The organism is Pseudosulfitobacter sp. SM2401 (assembly GCF_042932805.1).
Taxonomy (GTDB): domain Bacteria; phylum Pseudomonadota; class Alphaproteobacteria; order Rhodobacterales; family Rhodobacteraceae; genus Ascidiaceihabitans.
In genome coordinates this window covers 941,164-956,250 of sequence record NZ_CP170633.1, presented here as the reverse complement: position 1 = coordinate 956,250, position 15,087 = coordinate 941,164, and the positions used below count along the sequence as shown (strand labels likewise).

12 protein-coding genes are annotated in these 15,087 nt (G+C 56.5%); 7 read left to right on the top strand and 5 right to left on the bottom strand.

The features are described 5' to 3' along the window. Nucleotides 1-2 precede the first annotated feature (2 nt). Nucleotides 3-2,456 (bottom strand): Hint domain-containing protein, encoded by a 2,454-nt coding sequence (locus ACFIO0_RS04740; RefSeq protein ID WP_390914085.1) that lies wholly within the window; start codon nucleotides 2,454-2,456, stop codon nucleotides 3-5. A gap of 344 nt (nucleotides 2,457-2,800) precedes the next feature. Between ACFIO0_RS04740 and ACFIO0_RS04735 the strand changes: the two genes are divergently transcribed. Then, entirely contained in the window at nucleotides 2,801-3,406 is a 606-nt protein-coding gene (locus ACFIO0_RS04735; RefSeq protein ID WP_390914083.1) for a multicopper oxidase domain-containing protein, read from the top strand. Nucleotides 3,407-3,435: 29 nt separating this feature from the next. Here ACFIO0_RS04735 and ACFIO0_RS04730 read toward each other — a convergent pair whose 3' ends face one another. Then, nucleotides 3,436-4,332 carry an EamA family transporter gene (locus ACFIO0_RS04730; protein ID WP_390914082.1) on the bottom strand — a complete coding sequence of 299 codons (897 nt, stop codon included), beginning with the start codon at nucleotides 4,330-4,332 and terminating at the stop codon, nucleotides 3,436-3,438. A 238-nt stretch (nucleotides 4,333-4,570) separates the two neighbouring features. Between ACFIO0_RS04730 and ACFIO0_RS04725 the strand changes: the two genes are divergently transcribed. Continuing rightward, entirely contained in the window at nucleotides 4,571-4,870 is a 300-nt protein-coding gene (locus ACFIO0_RS04725) for a hypothetical protein (RefSeq protein ID WP_390914080.1), read from the top strand. Further along, the gene (locus ACFIO0_RS04720; RefSeq protein WP_390914078.1) at nucleotides 4,857-5,249 is read left to right on the top strand and encodes an MFS transporter; all 393 of its coding nucleotides are present in this window, start codon (nucleotides 4,857-4,859) and stop codon (nucleotides 5,247-5,249) included. The genes ACFIO0_RS04725 and ACFIO0_RS04720 overlap by 14 nt, the downstream gene beginning before the upstream one ends. 13 nt (nucleotides 5,250-5,262) lie before the next feature. Here ACFIO0_RS04720 and ACFIO0_RS04715 read toward each other — a convergent pair whose 3' ends face one another. The 3 genes from ACFIO0_RS04715 to ACFIO0_RS04705 all read right to left on the bottom strand — a co-directional run bounded on the left by ACFIO0_RS04715 (nucleotide 5,263) and on the right by ACFIO0_RS04705 (nucleotide 8,331). Further along, nucleotides 5,263-5,826, bottom strand: coding sequence for a hypothetical protein (locus ACFIO0_RS04715; RefSeq protein ID WP_390914076.1), 564 nt, complete (start codon nucleotides 5,824-5,826; stop codon nucleotides 5,263-5,265). 125 nt (nucleotides 5,827-5,951) lie between these two features. Then, nucleotides 5,952-7,283 carry a trigger factor gene (gene tig, locus ACFIO0_RS04710; protein WP_390914074.1) on the bottom strand — a complete coding sequence of 444 codons (1,332 nt, stop codon included), beginning with the start codon at nucleotides 7,281-7,283 and terminating at the stop codon, nucleotides 5,952-5,954. Between the two features lie 181 nt (nucleotides 7,284-7,464). Next, a complete protein-coding gene (locus ACFIO0_RS04705; protein WP_390914072.1) occupies nucleotides 7,465-8,331 on the bottom strand; it encodes a type IV pili methyl-accepting chemotaxis transducer N-terminal domain-containing protein in 867 nt (288 codons plus the stop codon). Between the two features lie 244 nt (nucleotides 8,332-8,575). Between ACFIO0_RS04705 and ACFIO0_RS04700 the strand changes: the two genes are divergently transcribed. The 4 genes from ACFIO0_RS04700 (at nucleotide 8,576) to ACFIO0_RS04685 (ending at nucleotide 14,946) form a co-directional block, all read left to right on the top strand. Beyond that, nucleotides 8,576-9,730 (top strand): TAXI family TRAP transporter solute-binding subunit, encoded by a 1,155-nt coding sequence (locus ACFIO0_RS04700; RefSeq protein ID WP_390914070.1) that lies wholly within the window; start codon nucleotides 8,576-8,578, stop codon nucleotides 9,728-9,730. Nucleotides 9,731-9,806: 76 nt separating this feature from the next. Next, nucleotides 9,807-11,792 (top strand): TRAP transporter fused permease subunit, encoded by a 1,986-nt coding sequence (locus ACFIO0_RS04695; RefSeq protein ID WP_390914068.1) that lies wholly within the window; start codon nucleotides 9,807-9,809, stop codon nucleotides 11,790-11,792. After that, nucleotides 11,789-13,366: an AMP-binding protein gene (locus tag ACFIO0_RS04690; protein WP_390914066.1), complete on the top strand. Its 1,578-nt coding sequence runs from the start codon at nucleotides 11,789-11,791 to the stop codon at nucleotides 13,364-13,366. Before ACFIO0_RS04695 ends, ACFIO0_RS04690 begins: the two co-directional genes overlap by 4 nt. Further along, nucleotides 13,363-14,946, top strand: a complete 1,584-nt coding sequence (locus tag ACFIO0_RS04685) for an acetolactate synthase large subunit (RefSeq protein ID WP_390914064.1) — start codon at nucleotides 13,363-13,365, stop codon at nucleotides 14,944-14,946. The genes ACFIO0_RS04690 and ACFIO0_RS04685 overlap by 4 nt, the downstream gene beginning before the upstream one ends. Nucleotides 14,947-15,087: the final 141 nt, after the last annotated feature.

The window sequence follows — 15,087 nt, the reverse complement described above, 5'->3', positions numbered from 1 at the left end:
AACTAGCTGATGTCCAACAACGCCTGCGCGTTCACGCTGTGACGCCGCACAAGATTTTCGATCCGATTGTTTTTTTGCAGGATCGTGCGGGCCGGTGTTTGCTCAAAACCGCTCGCAAAAATCTCCGGGAACAGAGTGTTGATTTCATCCAGCATTTCTGGCGAAAGCGACTTCAACGATTGCGCCCCCAAGAACAGGCTTTCGGTCGGTGCGTCATTGGCAAACACGATTTCATGCCGATCAAACAGCAGGTGAAAATACGTCACCGCCTCTTGATCTGCAACGATATCGATCCCGTCAATGCCAAGCAGCTTTTTCACCGGAATCAAAACCTCGGCTTCACCACAAATCCGGTCGGTGATTTTTGAGCGCACCAACACGCGGTGCTGAGGCGACAACACCAGATCCTGCTTGGGCAACCCTGTGGCCAAGGCACCTGCTGAAATGCGGATGGGTCGCAGTTTTGGATGGAGCCGAAGATCAATTGCGTCCAGCTTGCGACACCCGATCCAACGAATGGCCTGCAACCCGTGATCCTGCGTTTCGATCAAATCGCCGACAACAAGGTTTTCAACCGCAACCTGACCTTGCTCTGAGCGGATCATGCTACCGGGCGTAAAGCAGGTGATGAGGTTTTCAATCTCGCTAAAGTTAACGACCTGACCGGACGCATACGTCACCGTACCACTGGTTGAATCCCCATCGGCATCGACCGTCTGCGTCAGCGTGTATTCACCCTGCCCTGACAGATTCAGCGTGTCATAGTCGATCCCGGCGTCTTCGCCAGTGCCGCCATCGATTGTGATCGTGGTGGACCCCGTCGTGCTGGTTTGGGTAAAATCAAGGATGAAGTTGTCGGAATCGTCATCACCACTGGCGGTGTCACCGACGCCAACCGTCAGTTGGTCGTTGCCTTTGCCGCCGTCGATCGTATCATCGCCGTCGCCGCCATCGACCGTGTCATCACCGATTTGGCCAAAAATCAAATCATCGCCAGCCCCGCCCGTGATGACGTCATCGCCGTCCGGATCCGGCGTCACACTCAAGCTGACATTGTCCAAAATAATTGACGGATAGGTGCCAGAGCCTTCGGTTGCGGGACGCAAAATGATTGTGCTTACGGCCGTCGTAGGCGTGAAATCAAATTCGTATTCTTCGTAGCTGGTGCCTTGGACAACCGTACTGCCCAGCACGGTGCCTGTCGCCTGATCGACGATTTCAAATCTGACGGGAATGTCAGAAGGCGTGAACCATGTGCCGCCAACCTGATCCGCAGAAATCGCATCAAAGGTTAGGGTATAGCTTTCACCAGCCGCCAGCGGGGTTGCCAGCGTTTGCTGCATTGCCTCACCGGGGTTGCCGTTTGCGTAGGTCCACATGGTGACGTAGCCGGTGCCGTCGCTGCCCTCATTCGCGGGGTTCCACGATTCAGCTGCCGCGCCGTCGTCTGCGGAATCCGGTGACCCTGTGGTGTTTGACCAGCCATCCAGACCGTTCACGCCATTTGCAGCATGCGTGCCGTCTTCGAACGAACCGTTGGTCAGCAAATTGTCGGTCGGTGTTTCACCACCATAAATCGTGTCGTCACCGGTGCCGCCCTCTAGCGTATCGTTGCCAGCAGCGCCTTCGATGGAATCGTTGCCTGTGCCGCCGTCGACGCTGTCGTTATCTGCACCTGCATTTATGGTGTCATCGCCGCCGTTCCCTTGGATCGTGTCGTCGCCAGCGCCGCCATTCAGGACGTCGTCGCCCTCGATGCCAGCGGCCACGCCTGTCACTGAATAATCAGGATCAGGGGCCAGACCCAACATCGACGACGTCAACAAGGATTCTGAAACATTGCCAGTATCAGGGCCGGAAATCGTCGCGCTTAACGCGTCGCCGCCAGCATTTTCCCAATACCGGATCTGGACCGTGTACGTTTCATTGCTGTCAAGAACGACATCGCCGTAGCGCGTGGTTGTGCCTTGGTGAAAGTCATTGTTCAGATAGTCTAAAACGCCGCCGGTCTGGTTCGAAAAATCAAGCGCGTTGCCGGCGCTGTCAAAAATCTGGATGGTCGAGCCATCATCAGACGAGGTCGTCAGGCGGTATGTGCCACCCGCAGTTACATCCAGCGTCGATGTGTAAATGACCCCGAAATCTTCGGGGTTGCCGGTCGTGCCTCTGATCGAATTGGTCAGATTTCCTTCATCGAAATCCGTGACATAGCCCGACCCCGTGCGCACACCGCTTTCGATGTCAAACGCCTGCCCAGCAGAAGAGGAAAAGTTGTAATCATAGGTTTCATAATGCCACGCACCCGCGACAGGCCCGTCACCTGCGATGATGTCATTGCCCGCATCGCCATTGATCGTGTCATTGCCCAGACCACCCGTTAGAGTATCGGTACCAGACGTACCAGTGTGCACACTGTTACTCTGCGAGGCAGGATCGGAGCTGCTGTTCGTACTCATTACATTTTTCCCAAATTCGAAACATTTTTTGGCGCTGGTCCGGTGAAACAGATCACCTCACGCAAATTCCGTTTAGCTCTTGGGCGCGTTGGTATTATGTCAATTCCTAGGTCAATCAGGGTATCTTCTTGTTAACTTTTGGCGGTGCTGCCTTATTTGCCTATTTGATAAAAATTTTAATATGAAACCCCGCCTGCCCGTTCAAGTTGCCGCGTAAGGGGCAAAATGATTGACCAAACGCATTCACCGCTCTTTCCCCGTCTATCACCAGAAACACTGCAGACACTGCTGCAACCACCAACTAAAGGCAAAAATATGGGTCATAATTGAAACGGATCACGACCATGAAATCGGCGATCATTTTAGTCAGTCATCTGGCTATGGCCCATCGGGATGGGAAAATCACCATTGAGGCGCTGTACGCTGCTCCGTTTTCGTTCCGCACGAGGTTGCTCGAGATGATCCAGTCCCAGCCGGGTGATAGGCACGATGGATGTCAGCGGCCAACAAAATTGGTCGGACCGCTCAAAATGCCGGACCAAGCGGTCGTGCGCATGAATTTCCGCCCCGATGTCACCGGAAAGACCGTCTATCACTGCCATATTTTGCCGCACGAAGACAACGGCATGATGGCCAAAATGCGGGTTCAACTGATCCGGCTTGGCTGGCCGCTACAAGTGCAACTGCCGGGCAATCCTGCCGTTTGGACGTTTGATGCCAAAGACAGCGATTTGATCGAACCACGTGGTCGCACGATGGTCTATTCGCCTACCCGTATCGAGGGCACACAATCATTGTTCGTTTTTGATTTTGCGCTGCCCTCAACGGCAAAACCTGGTGACCACGGAACCATCCCGCTCAGCACAACCGAGCTGCCGCAATCGCTGAAAAATGTCATGCCCAACGGCGTTTTTGTCGTCGAGTTCGCTGTAATCGCCGCAAATGACTAACGCTGCTCGGGGTATTTTCTAATCACGATTCAGGCAGGTTGCGGACGCTTTCTGCGCACGCTGATCAGCAATCCGATGGTCAAAACAACCAATGCGGCAAGGCTGATCAGGCTTAGGCTTTCGCCCAAAATCAACGCGCCCAAAATCGCGCCGCCCCCCGGCACAGCAGCCAGAATAAACGAGGTATTGCCGTTGCCAATTGTCCGCGAGGCATGCGCGATGAACAGCAATCCGATCAGATTTGGCACAAACCCTTGATAGACCGCCTGCAACAGCAATGGCCCCATCGGCGCGTCAGCAATGCCAGAGGGCAACCAAAGCGCCCAAACCGGCAGATACAGCGCCGCATTGACGATTGTTCCGCAAAAGATGATTTGCATCGCGCCCAGCTGCCAGCGCTCTGACAGGATCACGTAGGTCGAAAAAAACAGCGCGCCGATCACAAACAGCAGATCACCGATCCACGCTGTTTCGCCGCTGCTTACGCTGGCGTCCCACGCCAGTGCAATCGCCGACACAAGGATCAATCCGGCCCCCAAAACCTGTTTGAAACCGGGCAAAACCCGCATCAGAACCACGCCAAAAACGATGCTGATTAACGGCAGCATCCCGTTCATAAAAATCCCCCCGTGGGCGGCGGGCGCAAATAGAAATCCGGAAAAAACGACAAGGATGTAAACGGGGCCCAAAATGAACGAAAGCACTGCGATTTGCATCAAACGCAGCCCACGCCAAGGCTTGTAATACAGGCAAAGAGGCACTGCGACCACCGAGGCCAAACCGTAGCGGAACGCCGCCAAATCATAGATCGTCAAGCCGCTTTGGTTGGCGACACGGCTTACGATCAACCAAAATGACCAGACAAAAACGATGCTCCACGCCGCAGCATAGCCGGTGACCTGAGAAGAAGAGGAGTTGGTGGACATCGGCAATCAATCTGTAAGCGCGCGGGAAATTCCCTGAGCACAGCAGTAGGTTTACACCCGCACAGAGGCAAGCGCGTACTACGGGGGCTGGGCTAGAGTCATGGCGCACGAACAGCCGCAACACCCTTTGAAAGGCACACAACGGGCCCGAAAATGTTGTTTTGTGGCGTCCTTGCAGTACAGTTCAGCCATGAGGCCATCCCCTTCTCAAGGACGCACAGTCCTTTTTGCCGCATCAATGGTGGCCATGGTGCTTGGCTCGATCCACGCATTTTCGGTTTTCCTAGACCCACTTGAGACGTTGTTTGCCACCTCGCGCGCGACCGTCAGCCTGATTTACGCCTCGGGCTTGGTGTTTCTGACAACAGCAGTTCTATTTGGTCCCGCCCTTTATTCACGCCTGCAACCGGCAACAATTTACATCGTCATTGCAGTCCTCGGGGCCACAGGGGCCGGCCTAGCAAGCATAGCAAACGGGCTGGACCTGGTTTGGATCGGGTACAGTCTGGCGTTTGGGCTTGCCAATGGTTTGGGATAGCCTGTTGTCCGGGTGGCTTTCAGATCGGGTATCGCCGCGCCGGATTCTCACAATCCTGCCGCTTCTTGGTGCTGCTGCACTCCTCGCGCTGTCGGGGTTTCCCGGTCAGACTCTTGTGATTTTGGGGATCGTGGGTTTTGCCTATGGGAGCACAATAGCGGCCTATCCAGCAGCAGTATCTTTGCTCTTTCCAAGTGACGCGGGCCCACTGGCTTACGGCCGTATTTTCACAGCTTGGGGCTTGGCAGGGTTGCTCGCACCATGGTTCGCAGGTCAAATTTATGATTGGGCGCAAAGCTATACCCCAGCCCTTTGGGTGGCCGCCGCGCTGAGCATTTTATCGGCAATCACCGCCCAAAAATACATCCAGCGCGCCTAGTCGTCCCTACACGTCAAAAACGCCCGTTCACCGCACCAAACGCGCCAACATCGCCCAACCCGAATTCGACGGCATATTTCCCCAGAAAATGCGTCAGGAACGTATTCAGAGACACCCGCACCCGCGGATCATCTGGCAAATATTGGTCTGATACATCCAGCGTCTGGTTCATCAATGTGACCCAGCGCGCCGCCCCGCGATCATTCATCAGCGCAATCGCATTGTGAGTGTGGTGGAAGCTCAGACGGAAATCAGCGCCGTGATAATACGGCCCGCCGCCCATGACATCCGCCCACATCGAAGCTTGGGTGTTGATGTGATACCCGACCCCGCCCACACGGGCAAAAACAGAAGTGAACCATTCTTCGTCCGCAAAAACACGGACGTAAAAATCCTGCACGATCTGAATGATCGGATCAGGGCCAAGCACTGAAAACAGCTGCCAAAACTGGATCGGAACATCAGGGTCGTTCGATGCCTTCAGCGACACGATATCAGCGCGGCGCATCGCATCCCCGGGCAGCAGGCCGCGTTCAATCGCCGATGCGACATACGCGCGTTGCGCGGTTTTGGTCATGTAGCCCTGCTGCGTAGGGTGATTTGGATACGAATACACGCTTTTCTACGCCTGCCTTGGGTTTTGCGAAACGAAAAAGGGCCGCATCCCTGCGGACGCGGCCCCGTAAATCACTAAAGTAGAATTTACTCTTCTTCGAGCGCCTCAACGGCTTTTTGCAGCTCGTCTTTGGACACTTCTTTATCGGCGACAGTCGCTTGCTCAACGATGTGATCTACGACTTTGTCTTCGAACAAAGGCGCACGCATTTGCTGCTGCATTTGCTGGTTTTGCTGAACGAATTCAAAGAATTGACGCTCTTGACCAGGGTACTGGCGCGCTTGATTCATGATCGCTTGTGTCATTTCGGCGTCGGTCACGGTGACTTCGGCTTTTTGACCCAGCTCTGCCAACAACAAGCCCAAACGCACGCGGCGTGTCGCCAATGTTTTGTGCTCGTCTGTGGTTTCGATCTCTGGGTGATCGTGGCCCTCAACCTCCGGGTTGTCTTCGTGCCACAGCTGGTGTGCGATTTGACCGGCTTCGGCTTCAACCAAAGATGGCGGCAGTTCAAAGCTAACCAAACCGTCCAGTTGATCAAGCAGGCCACGCTTCATGATCGCGCGCGATGCACCACCGTATTCAGCTTCAAGACGCTCGCCGATTTGGCCTTTCAACGCGGCCAGATCTTCGGCACCAAATTTAGTTGCCAGCTCGTCGTTGATTTCCGCAGCAACAGGTTCTTTAACCTCTTGGATTGTGCAATCAAACACGGCTTCTTTGCCGGCCAGATGCTCTGCTTGGTACTCGTCAGGGAAGGACACCGTTACGGCTTTTTCTTCGCCTTCTTTCACGCCAACCAGCTGCTCTTCGAAGCCGGGGATGAAAGAGTTGGAGCCCAGAACCAATGGGTACGCTTCGCCTGCGCCGCCTTCAAAGGCTTCGCCGTCAACTTTGCCAACAAAATCCATTGTGACTTGGTCGCCGTCTTTGGCTTTGGAGCCTTTTTTGCGGGCCTTAAAATCTTGGGCAGTTTCGGCCAGGTTGGCCAATGCTTCGTCGATCGCTGCGTCGTCCGCTTTGACAACCATTTTCTCCAGCTTGATCTTGCTCAGATCAACTTCTGGAATTTCTGGCAGCGCTTCGTAGGCCATGTCGACTTGTACGTCGTCGCCCGGCTTCCAGTCTTCGTTGGTCATTTTGACGTCGGGTTGCATCGCTGGGCGATCGCCTGACGCTTCAAAGTGCTCGTTCATGGCACCATCGATGGATTCTTGCATCGCTTCGCCCATCAGCTTGTCGCCGAATTGCTTTTTCAAAAGCGGCATAGGCACCTTGCCCTTGCGAAAGCCCTTCATTTCGACTTCTGGCTGCGCTTCAACCAGTTTTTCGTCGACTTTGGCGTCCAGTTCGGCGGCCGTGACGGTGATAGAATAACCGCGTTTCAGACCTTCGTTCAGCGTCTCGGTGACCTGCATGTGTGCTCCATAGGATTAGGGCGCCTAAACTGGCGCTGGCAAGAATTTGCGCCCTTCTAGTGGCGTGGCACGGCAGGTGCAAGGAAAAGCAGACGTGGTCGAGAAAACAGCACCGAATTGTCCATAAAAGACTGTCGAAAGCCGCGCGGCACATGTGCAAAGCCAAGCGCGCGCTGCGACCTCAATTCAAATAGATTTTCAACATCTTTTGCGACAGATCCAATAGCGACAGCGTGATTGGCTCCAAATCCTGCAGCACGTCGCGCGCATTGTCCGGATCCGCAAGGGCAATGTCCAACACCGGCACGGCGTTTTCCCACAGGCCCTTCATGTCTTGCATGGTGCCAAGGGCTGCCAGACTGGGCGGGTCAATTATTCCCATATCATAGTCGCCGTTGGCCATCGCATCCATCGACACCGCGAACAATTCCATCGTCGCGCGCAAATCATCTTGCATCGCGGCACGGTTGATATCGAGCGCGGCAAAGCAAAATTGCTGCCCCAGCAACATGGCAAGCATCCCCTGCCGGGCGGCGATATCAATGGTCCGGGTCATTTCCTTTTTGGTGACCAGTTTCTCGCGGTACACAGTTTCGACCAGCTCTGCGGCGATTTGAATGTCGCGCACGATGACCGGACCAAGTGCAAGCACCTGACGCACCGTGACCGACTGAATGCCGCCCCACGCAATCTGACGGGACGCTGCAGCAAATGTCTGCCAGCTGTGACCAACGACAGTGTAATTCGCCAAAATTTCAGGATGGGTTTCCGGAGGCAGCGCCAACTCAGGGTCACCGGCCTGCAGCGCGACCGAAAAGCGTTCAAACGTGTCTGCAGAGGTTTTCACCAAAGCCGCGTTTGCCTCGACGTCGACGCCGGTCATAACCATGCACGCCGACATCGAAATTTCGACCGCAAGCAACCTTTGCTGCCCAACAAGGTTGATGCGGGTCAATGTTTCAGCCTGATCCGTCAAAACGTCCGCATGCCCGACCTGCGCGCACAACACGAGCATCACCGACCAAATTTGGAAAAAACGTCGTCGCATGCTGGCCTCGAATTTTTCTTTAGGCGCACTTTTAAGGCACAACCGTTAACATGTGATTAGACACGGCCAACGCGCAAAGCATCAAAAACCGACGGGGCGTAAAACCCAAGGTGTGTTGACTCGTCAAAGCCCTGATCCATAGTCTGTTTCACAGGGCGGAATGCTGTTTCGCAGAAATAGTGGCCGCCAGACCATATTTGCTGCGTGTGATTGCAGCAATTTCAAGAATTTTTGGGAGGAAATTATGAACTACTTTACTTCTACAATTGCGATCTTGGGCCTTAGCGCCACGATCGGCGCCGCGCCGACGCTGCTTGCAGCTCAGGACTTTGAGCTGCCAAAACAGCTGAGCTGGACGGCCTATGGCACCGGTTCTGCGGGTTATAATCAATCGGTCGCGATTGGTGCCGCGTTGCAGGATGCAGCCGGCGTGAACCTGCGCGTTCTACCGGGCAAAAACGACGTGTCGCGCACCGAACCCCTGCGTCAGGGGCGTGTGCAGTTTTCTGCAACCGGCGTCGGTGGCAGTTTCATGGCCCAAGAAGGCGTGTTTGATTTCGGCGCAGAAAACTGGGGGCCACAACCGGTCCGCGTTTTGATGGCCAACAACGGCGGCGCAATCAACTTGGCCGTGGGCGTGGCGGGTGATCTCGACATCAAAACTTTTAGCGATCTCAAAGGCAAACGCGTCGCCTACATCGTTGGCGCACCTGCCCTGAACGTGAACACAGAAGCCTACCTCGCCTACGGCGGCCTTACGTGGGACGACGTCGAGCGTGTCGATTTTGGCGGCTACGGCGCCAGCTGGAATGGCCTGATCGAAGGTCAGGTCGACGCGGCATTCGCCTCCACCAACTCGGGTAAAGTCTATGAGGCCGCAGCCGGCCCACGCGGTCTATTCTGGCCACCGATTGATCCTGCCGACACCGCAGGATTTGGCAGAATGATCGACATCGCGCCATTCTTTCAGATGAACAAAGCGCGCGTCGGGGCCAATATCGATGGCACAGACGGCTATCAGGGCGCAGGCTATGCCTATCCGGTTTTGACCGCGATGGCAGCCACCGAAGACGACCTCGTGTACAACATGACCAAAGCGATGGTTGAATTGTTCCCCAAATATGACGGCAATTCGCCGGGCATTGGCGGCTGGGCCATCGACAAGCAAAACATGGAATGGGTTGTGCCCTACCACGCCGGTGCGGTGCGTTATTACACCGAAGCAGGCGTCTGGAGCGAAGATGCTCAAGATCACAATGATGCGTTGATCGCGCGCCAGAACGCGCTTGCTGCGGCATGGACCGCAACCAAAGCTGCGGCACCCGCGGATTGGGCGGCAGCCTGGGCCAAAGCACGCCGCAAAGCACTCAGAGACGGTGGGTTCCCGGTCGTATTTTGATCGCGCGCCAATGATGCAGCCGCCCGCAGCCTAGCTTCGGGCGGTTTGTCCTTGTCCATTCAGTGTGAGCACCCCCATGTCCGATCCCAATACCCCCATCCCGACAGGGCACGAGCAGGTTGCCATTGATGGTGCCACCCCGTCCGAACGACTTGCTGGCCCTGCGCGTTGGGTTGTGGTGATCGGCACGCTGCTGTCGCTGGTTCTGGTCATCAACCAGTTGTTTAACATCCAGCTTTTCGGGCTTGTTCTGATCGAAGGGCGCTATCTTTACATCCTTGGCGGCCTGTTTCTGGCGCTGAGTTTCCTGATTTTCCAAATGCGCGGCGGCAAGGGGGGCGTGCCTTCGCTGCTCGATTGGGCGCTGTTCGCCATCGCCCTCAGCTGCACCGCCTACCTGTCGCAAACCGCACAGCAAAACCTGTCGCAGGGCTGGGAATATGCCCCACCCAAAGTCGCGCAATACGTTTCTGTCGTGTTCTTTTTCCTCGTGCTAGAGGCAACACGGCGCGCAGGCGGCATGATCCTGTTTTGCATCGTCGCGTTTTTCGCGTTCTACCCGACGTTTGCAGGCCACGTGCCTGACCCGTTTTCGGGTTTCCAAAGCACGTTCATGCAGACCGTCCCCTATCACATCTATTCCGCCGAAAGCAGTTTTGGCATCCCGATGAAGGCGTTTGGCGGCGTGGTCATCGGCTTCATTTTATTCGGCGCGGTGCTGCAACGCACTGGCGGAGGGCAGTTTTTCAACGACCTCGCGCTTGGGCTTGTGGGCGGTTACCGCGGCGGTGCGGCCAAGGTTTCAATCTTTGCCAGCGGGTTCATGGGCTCGATGTCCGGCTCTGTCATCTCGAACGTTTTGACCACCGGTGCTGTGTCTATCCCCGCCATGCGCAAAACCGGATTTTCCGCCAAAACCGCCGCCGCAACCGAAGCCTGCGCATCAACCGGCGGCGTTCTAATGCCCCCGATCATGGGCGCAACCGCGTTCATCATGGCCTCGTTCCTGTCGCGCCCCTACGTTGAAATCGCGCTTGCCGCCGCCATTCCCAGCGTCCTGTTTTACTGGGGCCTGTTCACTGGCATTGATGCCTATTCCGCCAAACGTGGCCTGCGCGGATTGCCCAAACCCGACCTGCCCCGCCTCAAAGAGGTCATGCGCGAAGGCTGGCCCTATATTTTTGTCTTTGCGCTGCTGCTGTACATGATGATCGGGTTGCGCCAAGAATCTTCGGCTCCGTTTTATTCCACCGCCCTTTTGCTGGTCGTGAACCAGTTCCGCGCGCGGTTCCGTTTGAACCTGCAGCGCCTTGGCAACATGATTGTCGGCGTTGGCATGGGGCTGGCGGAATTAACCGCGATCCTGCTGGGTGTTGGGCTGATTGTCGGGTCGTTTTCAGCCACGGGGTTGGCCGGAACGCTGGTGAACGAATTGGTGTTTATGGCTGGCGACAGCACGCTGGTCTTGCTGCTGATGGGCGCGCTGACCGCGTTCATTTTCGGCATGGGGATGACAGTCACAGCCTGCTACATTTTCCTTGCTGTGGTGCTTGCGCCCGCGCTTGAGGCGGGTGGTTTGAACCAGCTCGCTGTCCACCTGTTCATTCTGTACTGGGGCATGGTCAGCTACATCACGCCGCCCGTTGCACTGGGTGCATTTGCCGCCTCGACGATGGCGGGGTCCAACCCGATTGCGACAGGGTTCGAGGCCATGCGCCTTGGCGGTGTCATCTACATCGCGCCGTTTTTCTTTGTGCTAAATCCGGCCCTCGTCGGTCAAGCGCCCGCATGGGAAATTGCCGTCGCTCTCGGGTGCGCCCTGATCGGCGTCGCAATGATTTCTTCGGCACTTCAGGGATACATCAGCCTGATCGGCCCCCTCACCGGACCAACTGGCCTGCCATTGCGCGTGATGTTGTTCTTTGGCGGCCTGCTGATCGCGATGCCGCAAAACGCACTGGTTGACCTCAGCTACGGTCTGTCCTTTGCTATAGGGGCCGCCCTGTGCGCACTGCCGATGCTTGTGGCACGGCGCGCAAATGCCACCCTTAGCCCTGCATGAAACCTATGATCCAGATCACACCACCGCCGCCCGAAACGCCGCCCACCGAAACGATTGTCGCCCGTATTCGCACCAACGCGAACGCCCATCCAGAGCGGTTGGCGCTGGTTTGTGGTGATGATCGGATGACGTGGCGCGCGTTCGACCAGCGCATCAATCGGGTCGCAAATTCGTTGCTGCAAGCAGGATTAAAAAAAGGCGACAACATCGCCATTCTGTCCGCTAATTCAATTCCTTACGCGGAACTGTTCATGGGAATTCTACGCGCTGGTGGCTGCGTCACACCACTGTCGTCTATGGCCTCGCCTGATGCCCTGCAAAAAATGCTGACTGACTGCACGGCGACCACGATTTTTGTGGCCGAGCAATACCTAGATCTGGTCGCGGGTTTTGTCACCGCAATGCCGATCAACCGCATCGCGTTGGATTTCACGCACCCCGATTTTGCCGACTACGACACCACCCTCGCACAAGCTCCAACCACCGATCCGATAATCGATATCGACATGTCCGATCCCTTCAATCTGATCTATTCCTCGGGCACCACCGGCACCCCCAAAGGCATCCTGCACAATCACTGGATGCGCGCCGCGCAGATGGAGCGTGTATCACCCAACGGCTACGACGATCACGCGCGCACGCTGATTTCGACGCCGCTCTATTCCAACACCACAATCGTGTCGTTTGTGCCCACCTTGTTTGGCGGATCGACGGTGCATTTGATGCCAAAGTTCGACGCGCGCGCCTATTTGCAGATAGCCGAGACCGAGGCGATCACCCACACGATGTTGGTCCCTGTGCAATACAAACGCATCATGGATGTCGCGGATTTCGACAGTTTCGATTTGTCCTCGATGCGGATCAAATTTTCGACGTCGGCCCCCCTGCGCGCCGACGTCAAAATTGACGTTCTGGCGCGTTTTCCGGGCAAGCTGATCGAATATTACGGCCTGACCGAAGGCGGCGGCGTAACGGTGTTGGTCGCGGATGAAAACCCGACCAAATTGCACAGCGTTGGCAAGGTCGCACCGGGCAACGAAATCAGGTTAATTGACGCGCAAGGCCACGAGGTGCCGGCAGGCCAAGTTGGCGAAATTTGCGGGCGCGGCCCCACAATGATGTCCGGCTATTTTGGTCGCGACGATCTAACTGCCGACTACATCTGGCAGGACGCCGCTGGGCAGGTTTATTTCCGCTCCGGCGACATGGGATCGTTCGATGCGGACGGGTTTTTGGTGCTGTCAGATCGCAAGAAAGACATGATCATTTCCGGCGGCCTGAACATCTACGCCAATGATCTTGAACTGGTGCTGCTGGACGATCCTGACGTCACGGATGCGGCCGTGATCGGGGTGCCATCCAATGCATGGGGCGAAACGCCGTTGGGGCTGGTGGTGCTGCGTGAAACAGCGATCCGCACCGGCGCAAACATTTTGGCAGACGCCAATGCTCGATTGGGAAAAAGTCAGCGATTATCGGGGCTTGAACTGCGCAAGGCATTGCCCCGCAGCACCATCGGCAAGATCCTGAAAAAGGACCTGCGCGCGCCTTACTGGGCAAAGGAAACCACATGACAGACGCCAAACCGAACCCAAAAACGAACTCGAAAATGAATGGGGCCGAAAGCCTCGTGCACACGCTGCTCGCCAACGGTGTCGATGTCTGCTTCACGAACCCCGGCACCTCGGAAATGCACTTTGTTGCCGCCCTTGATCACATCCCCGGAATGCGCTCCGTGTTGGTGCTGCAAGAAGGCGTCGCGACCGGTGCTGCCGACGGATATTACCGGATGAAAGGCACGCCAGCCTCAACGCTTTTGCACCTTGGCCCCGGCCTCGCGAATGGGTTATCGAATTTGCACAACGCCAAAAAAGGCGGCTCTGGCGTGGTTAACATCATCGGTGAACATGCCTCGGCCCACATCGAATTGGACGCACCGCTGACCTCGGATATCGAAGGCATCGCGCGCCCGGTGTCACACTGGGTCCACACGTCAAAATCAGCGCAGACCGTGGGCGCGGATGCGGCTGAGGCGGTACAAGCAGCGATGGTCGCGCCCGGTCAGATCGCATCGTTGATCCTGCCCAGTGACACCGCGTGGAATGACGGCGGCGTTGCCCACGACGCGATAGATTTACCGGTGCCCAAGCCGTTCGATCACGGCCAGTTGGACCACGCAGCCAACGCGCTGGCTGGCCCCGAAACACTGCTGTTGCTAGGTGGTGCCGCATTGACAGAACGCAATCTGGAAATCGCAGGGCGTATCGCTGCAAAAACCGGGTGCCAACTGCTAGCGGAGTGGTCGAATGCGCGTCTTGAACGCGGCGCAGGTCGCGTTTTTGTAGGCCGTGTCCCCTATCCCATCGACATCGCGCTTGAGGTTCTAAAACCTTTCAAACGCATCGTTTTGATCGGTGCGCGCGCGCCCGTCGGGTTCTTTGCCTACCCGGGAAAACCCGCAATTTTGACCCGCGATGGCGCAGAAATTTTGACCCTTGCGGACGCAGGCGCAGACCTGAGTGCCGCGCTAAATGCCTTGTGCAGCGCGACCAATTCCACCGAAACGCCGCCCGCGCATGTGGTCACCGCCGATCAGCCCGCGCGGCCCACTGGGCCCATCAATCTCGACACGCTTGCCGCTGTGATCGCCCGCGCAATCCCCGAAAATGCGATTGTTGTGGACGAATCCGTGACCACGGGGCGCGCGTTTTCACCCGCCACCAAAGGCGCACCACGGCACACCTGGCTGAACAATTGCGGCGGCTCAATCGGCTACGGAATGCCAGCGGCCATTGGTGCCGCCATCGCCTGCCCCGAGCGCAAAGTCATGTGCCTGACAGGCGACGGATCGGCGATGTACACCGTGCAATCACTATGGAGCATGGCGCGCGAAAACCTCGACATCACCGTGTTGATTTTCGCCAACCGCAGCTACAAAATTCTGCGAGGAGAACTGACAAACGTCGGCGTCCAAAACCCCGGCCCCCGCGCCATCGACATGCTAAGCCTTGATCGCCCCGCGCTGGATTGGGTGCAAATGGCACGCTCGATGGGGGTCGAGGCCTGCAGCGTCAGCGATTGCGCAGCCCTTGAAACCGCCCTTGATGATGGGCTGACACGCAGCGGCCCCACTCTGATCGAAGTCATGCTCTGATCCGTTGAATTCCCACAGCGACACTCCCGATTGACCACGTTTGCGGGGTCTAACGACACAAGCGTTGCGTGAATTTTACACGCTTGGAGCGTCTTGGTGCGCTCCACTGAAAACACACTCATTGATAGAAAATTCTCGACA

Bases quoted from the DNA above. Each gene is read 5' to 3' on its own strand.
- ACFIO0_RS04740 (WP_390914085.1), bottom strand. From the start codon at position 2,456: ATGAGTACGAACAGCAGCTCCGATCCTGCCTCGCAGAGTAACAGTGTG.
- ACFIO0_RS04735 (WP_390914083.1), top strand. From the start codon at position 2,801: ATGAAATCGGCGATCATTTTAGTCAGTCATCTGGCTATGGCCCATCGG.
- ACFIO0_RS04730 (WP_390914082.1), bottom strand. From the start codon at position 4,332: ATGTCCACCAACTCCTCTTCTTCTCAGGTCACCGGCTATGCTGCGGCG.
- ACFIO0_RS04725 (WP_390914080.1), top strand. From the start codon at position 4,571: ATGGTGGCCATGGTGCTTGGCTCGATCCACGCATTTTCGGTTTTCCTA.
- ACFIO0_RS04720 (WP_390914078.1), top strand. From the start codon at position 4,857: ATGGTTTGGGATAGCCTGTTGTCCGGGTGGCTTTCAGATCGGGTATCG.
- ACFIO0_RS04715 (WP_390914076.1), bottom strand. From the start codon at position 5,826: ATGACCAAAACCGCGCAACGCGCGTATGTCGCATCGGCGATTGAACGC.
- tig (WP_390914074.1), bottom strand. From the start codon at position 7,283: ATGCAGGTCACCGAGACGCTGAACGAAGGTCTGAAACGCGGTTATTCT.
- ACFIO0_RS04705 (WP_390914072.1), bottom strand. From the start codon at position 8,331: ATGCGACGACGTTTTTTCCAAATTTGGTCGGTGATGCTCGTGTTGTGC.
- ACFIO0_RS04700 (WP_390914070.1), top strand. From the start codon at position 8,576: ATGAACTACTTTACTTCTACAATTGCGATCTTGGGCCTTAGCGCCACG.
- ACFIO0_RS04695 (WP_390914068.1), top strand. From the start codon at position 9,807: ATGTCCGATCCCAATACCCCCATCCCGACAGGGCACGAGCAGGTTGCC.
- ACFIO0_RS04690 (WP_390914066.1), top strand. From the start codon at position 11,789: ATGAAACCTATGATCCAGATCACACCACCGCCGCCCGAAACGCCGCCC.
- ACFIO0_RS04685 (WP_390914064.1), top strand. From the start codon at position 13,363: ATGACAGACGCCAAACCGAACCCAAAAACGAACTCGAAAATGAATGGG.